Origin of the sequence: Vibrio sp. 10N.261.52.A1 (genome assembly GCF_002876325.1) — a bacterium.
GTDB classification, from domain to species: Bacteria; Pseudomonadota; Gammaproteobacteria; order Enterobacterales; family Vibrionaceae; genus Vibrio; species Vibrio chagasii.
In genome coordinates, this window is the sequence record NZ_MCYD01001406.1 from 1 (window position 1) to 4,087 (window position 4,087).

At 43.3% G+C, this 4,087-nt stretch carries 6 protein-coding genes; 5 read left to right on the forward strand and 1 reads right to left on the reverse strand.

Features of this window, described 5'->3' with window-relative positions:
* From BCT81_RS28405 to BCT81_RS28425, 5 genes are all read left to right on the forward strand, one after another.
* Positions 1-907 (forward strand): threonine/serine exporter family protein (locus BCT81_RS28405; RefSeq protein ID WP_102426602.1); only part of this gene is annotated, 907 nt, incomplete at its 5' end.
* 179 nt (positions 908-1,086) lie between these two features.
* Positions 1,087-1,425 carry a zinc ribbon domain-containing protein YjdM gene (locus tag BCT81_RS28410; RefSeq protein WP_102426603.1) on the forward strand — a complete coding sequence of 113 codons (339 nt, stop codon included), beginning with the start codon at positions 1,087-1,089 and terminating at the stop codon, positions 1,423-1,425.
* 94 nt (positions 1,426-1,519) lie between these two features.
* A complete protein-coding gene (locus tag BCT81_RS28415; protein WP_102426606.1) occupies positions 1,520-1,942 on the forward strand; it encodes an N-acetyltransferase in 423 nt (140 codons plus the stop codon).
* A 45-nt stretch (positions 1,943-1,987) separates the two neighbouring features.
* Positions 1,988-2,482 carry a GNAT family N-acetyltransferase gene (locus tag BCT81_RS28420; protein WP_102426604.1) on the forward strand — a complete coding sequence of 165 codons (495 nt, stop codon included), beginning with the start codon at positions 1,988-1,990 and terminating at the stop codon, positions 2,480-2,482.
* 42 nt (positions 2,483-2,524) lie between these two features.
* On the forward strand, positions 2,525-2,956 hold the full coding sequence (locus BCT81_RS28425) for a GNAT family N-acetyltransferase (RefSeq protein ID WP_032553983.1): 432 nt from the start codon (positions 2,525-2,527) through the stop codon (positions 2,954-2,956).
* A 193-nt stretch (positions 2,957-3,149) separates the two neighbouring features.
* Here BCT81_RS28425 and BCT81_RS28430 read toward each other — a convergent pair.
* Positions 3,150-4,087: VirK/YbjX family protein (locus BCT81_RS28430; RefSeq protein ID WP_241908292.1), on the reverse strand; the 938-nt coding region annotated here is incomplete at its 5' end.

Here is a 4,087-nt window from a genome sequence, read left to right on the forward strand (position 1 = left end):
ACCAAGCAGTGAACCTGTCCCAGAGCCGGTTGGATATTCTAAATGGATTACCGCACTGGCGAATATGGGGATTCCACCTGCCTATCTAATGTTGGTCGGCAGTACTTTAGAAGCGGTAGGCTTCTCTGCGTTACTTGGCTTGATGGTTTGGGTATGTCAGCAAGTTCTTCATTCACGCCGCGCGATTGCGGTTGAATTCATCTCTGCACTATTAACCGGCATTGCTGTGGCATTTTTGGCAAGCACAGGGCTACCGATTCCGGTCTGGGCGTTGTGTATTGCCTCGATCGTTTTGTTTGTCCCCGGGTTATCCATAGCCAACGCACTGGAGTGTTTGGCCTTTAACGATTTAGTCTCTGGTACCAGCTTACTAGGGCAGAGTGCGTTAACACTGATAAAGCTGTTTGTTGGCATCATCATGGGCCTAAATATTGGTGAAGCATTATGGGGACAAGCGGTATCCATTGATTACACCAATGCTGTTCCGACTTGGATGCATATCTCCGGTTTGGTGCTGATTTCTGTCTCTATCGGTGTGATGTTTAATGCCCGCCCAACCGATATTCTATTAGGCTTGCCAGTTGCGGTTCTCGGTATGTGGGGGCCATTTTATCTTGGTTTTGATAGTGGCTGGGTAGTCGGCACTTGGGTAACGACAGTCTTGATTACGCTCTACGGAACTTGGATTGCGAAAAAGATGGATCTAACGGGTTCTATCTATATTGTTCAAGGGATCATTATCTTAGTTCCAGGTAGCCGTGTTCTAGTCAGTGCCAGCCAATCGGTATTTGAGCAGTCTATCTTACCGATTCCAAGTATCGGTTTATCGGCACTATTTATGTTCTCTGCGATCGTCGCTGGTCAAATCACGGCGTATTCCATTTACTCGCCTAAAGTTGAACGTTAAGCCGCTCTGCTTATCTCAACCCTTTAAACAAACACAGCTATTTGCTGTGTTTGTTCGTTTTGGAGCCACTCTTTCTTATCGCCAACTTATCTTGATGCAATTGATCCGATTTATGCTCGCTAACCTTGGCAAGAGCCATTAAGATGAACATAAATTCCATTTAAATGAAGTAGTAACGTATGTCTTTACCTCCTTGCCCGCAATGTCAGTCTGAATATGTTTACCCAGACCAAAACAACTTAATCTGCCCTGAGTGCGCTTATGAGTGGAATCCAGAAGAAGAACGTTTGGAAAGAGAAGCTGCGCGAGTGAAAGACGTTAATGGCGTTGTGTTAGAGACTGGCGACAAAGTCACCTTCATCAAAGATTTAAAAGTAAAAGGCAGTGCTAGCGTGCTAAAAATCGGTACTAAAGCTGTGATTCGACGAATCAACGAAGGTAAAGACCACCAGCTAGATTGCAAACTGGATGCTGGCGGTGAAATGTTAGTAACCGCGAAGTACGTGAAAAAACAGTAATCTATGTTTTGCGCGATTGTCGCAAATGTTCAATGCTTCACTTAGCTTTCTCGGCATACTTTCTAGAAGATTAATGACATTAGGTAAAAAGTTAATGATTAGAGAATACAGAACAGCCTACACTGATGCCGTTCTAGATATTTGGCTTGAGGCTTCCATCAAGGCACATGATTTTATAGCGCCTGAGTTTTGGAAGTCACAAGTGGGCAATATGCGTGATATTTACCTTCCTGCGTCACAAACCTATGTCTATCTGAACGGTGGCCAAGTTTGTGGTTTTTATTCGCTCCATGAGGGCGTGTTAGCGGCGATCTTTGTGAGCCCAATAGAGCAGGGATGTGGTATCGGCAAACAACTCATGACACATGCCAAGCTGCAGCGTCCGAATTTGTCTTTGAGTGTGTACCGAGAGAATCAAGCAAGTATTGGGTTTTACCTTTCCCAAGGTTTTGAAATTGTTCGCGAACAAGTTGATGAACATACAGGCAATCAAGAATACTTCATGCGTTTAGCTTAGGCTCAGCGCACAGTCAGACAAGCATTAAGTAGGAGTGAAAACGACATGGATATAGTCAAAGCCGATTTATCGCATTCAACAGCCTTTCATCATTATGTGAATGCTTGTGCTGAAGATGGGCTTGATATCTACACTGGTATTTCTGATAGTAGTGATGCCTATTTAAAAAGACGTGTTGCTTATTCTAAAGGTGAAGGTTTGCCAGAAGGTTGGACTCCAGCTTCTACTTATTTTTGTATCGATTGTGGCGAGATCCTTGGTGTGATTCGAGTTCGCCATGGAACAACTGATTACATCCATGACGTCATCGGACACATAGGCTATGAAACTTTGCCCCAAGCGAGAGGGCGGGGTGTTGCTAGCTATATGTTGTCTTGGATACAACATCACGCGTTAACAGAAAGCGTTATCATTACTTGTGAAAGTGGCAATATCGCTTCGAAGAGAGTGATTGAGAAGTGCGGTGGTCGGTTCTTGAGTACATTTTATTCAGAGCAAGATAGACACGAAGTATTGCGTTATCAACTAGACCCTAAATAAACCTTATTTAAGCAAGACGCCCTAGTGACTTTTGGAGATATTTTGAAGTATTCAACAAGGCCCGCTCAATCATCAGATTATGAATTTCTGTTCGAGCTTAAAAAGGCCGCCGAGTTCGAACCGATCAAAGCCGTATTTGGTTGGGATGAACAAGTCCAGCGAGATATACACGCCGAAGAGTGGGAAGAAGAAAGACCTGAGATTATTGAATTTCAAGGCAAAGCCATTGGCAGTGTGTTGCTGCAAGACAAAGGTGACCACTTCTACTTTTGTCGATTTTTCTTGCTGCCTGAATATCATGGCAAGGGGATTGGAAGCCAAGTTTTGACGGATTGTTTAGCCCACGCTTCAAAGCTTAATAAGCCAGTAGAGTTGTGTTATCTGCAAGGTAACCGCGTTGGGGAGTTGTATCTCCGATTTGGTTTTGAAATCACCTCGCAAAACGATCAGTTTGTGTATATGTGGCGCAAATAACACCCATCTAGCGTAAAATCTTGTAAGACTCGCTATGCTTGATGATTAAGTGATTACACTTAGAACAGATCGAGCGTAATGGAGTATGCAATGTATGGTTATTTGGCTTCAGAACCCGTGTATAAGTAAAGGTTGTGCTTTTAACCTAGATTAGGAATAGCTCAAAAGTGTATTTGGACATTTCTATCAATGCTTAATTTAACTTAGGAGTGAACTTAATTTCGTTTAACCGTGTAATAACCTGCTCTTCGGTTTCCTTGAGCCAATCATAGCGTTTTGTGTACAAGCGGCGTTTGGTCTTTTTCAATGTGTCAGTGTCTTTACGAAGAGGCTTAGTGGGCAAAGAAAACCAGTGTTTATCGACCAAAGTGGCGCCATTTTCAGTCCATAGTGTGTTGTAATCAAACGTTATTGCCCCTCGTTTTGAGCCGATATAGCGCATCGCTTGGTAGATATGACCTTTATTCGAAACAGCTAGAATCTCATCAACTTTCATGTAATTCGCAAACATAATTGCGAGCTCAACCATCAGTGACTTTGGCCTTAACCCGTGTAACGAACGCGTTAGTTCTTTGATCTTATCCTGGCTGCTAGTGATGCGCTTGTTCGTGCCTTGTAGGCAGCCGATGTGCATGGTGCGTTGCCCATTGTTATCAGAGATATTGAAGGTGACCGAATAAATAGTCAGCCCAGTATTGGCTTCGACGAGTCTGATCCCCAAGGAGCCTTCACGCGACTCCCCCGAGAAAGTCTCAATCCTAAACTCATCTCCATTTCGATCTGCAAAGGTAAGAAGCTCAAAGTTAGAAAGGTGCAGATGCACTGTATTTGGACCAAATGTTTGTTCTAAAAGTTCGAAGTGAGAATGCAGTAACGAAGCACGTGTTTTAGGTTTGATGCCAATACAGATGAATGGTTTGAGTGGCTTTTCAAAGATTTTAGGATTCTGCTCAAGAAGGTTTGAGAGATTGTTTTTCTCTTTAAGCTGATGCACTTTGCGAATGATCTTTGGGTTCATAACGCCCCATAGTGTAAAGCGCAGATTTTTCTTGATTCGGGTTAAACCTTTGGTATTTGGGTGTACAGCATTGGAAAGCTCAACGATTTGACGGAAATTTTGCACGTTTACCT

What these genes read in the sequence shown, in the direction of transcription:
- BCT81_RS28410 (WP_102426603.1), top strand. Translation starts at nt 1,087, where the DNA reads ATGTCTTTACCTCCTTGCCCGCAATGTCAGTCTGAATATGTTTACCCA.
- BCT81_RS28415 (WP_102426606.1), top strand. Translation starts at nt 1,520, where the DNA reads ATGATTAGAGAATACAGAACAGCCTACACTGATGCCGTTCTAGATATT.
- BCT81_RS28420 (WP_102426604.1), top strand. Translation starts at nt 1,988, where the DNA reads ATGGATATAGTCAAAGCCGATTTATCGCATTCAACAGCCTTTCATCAT.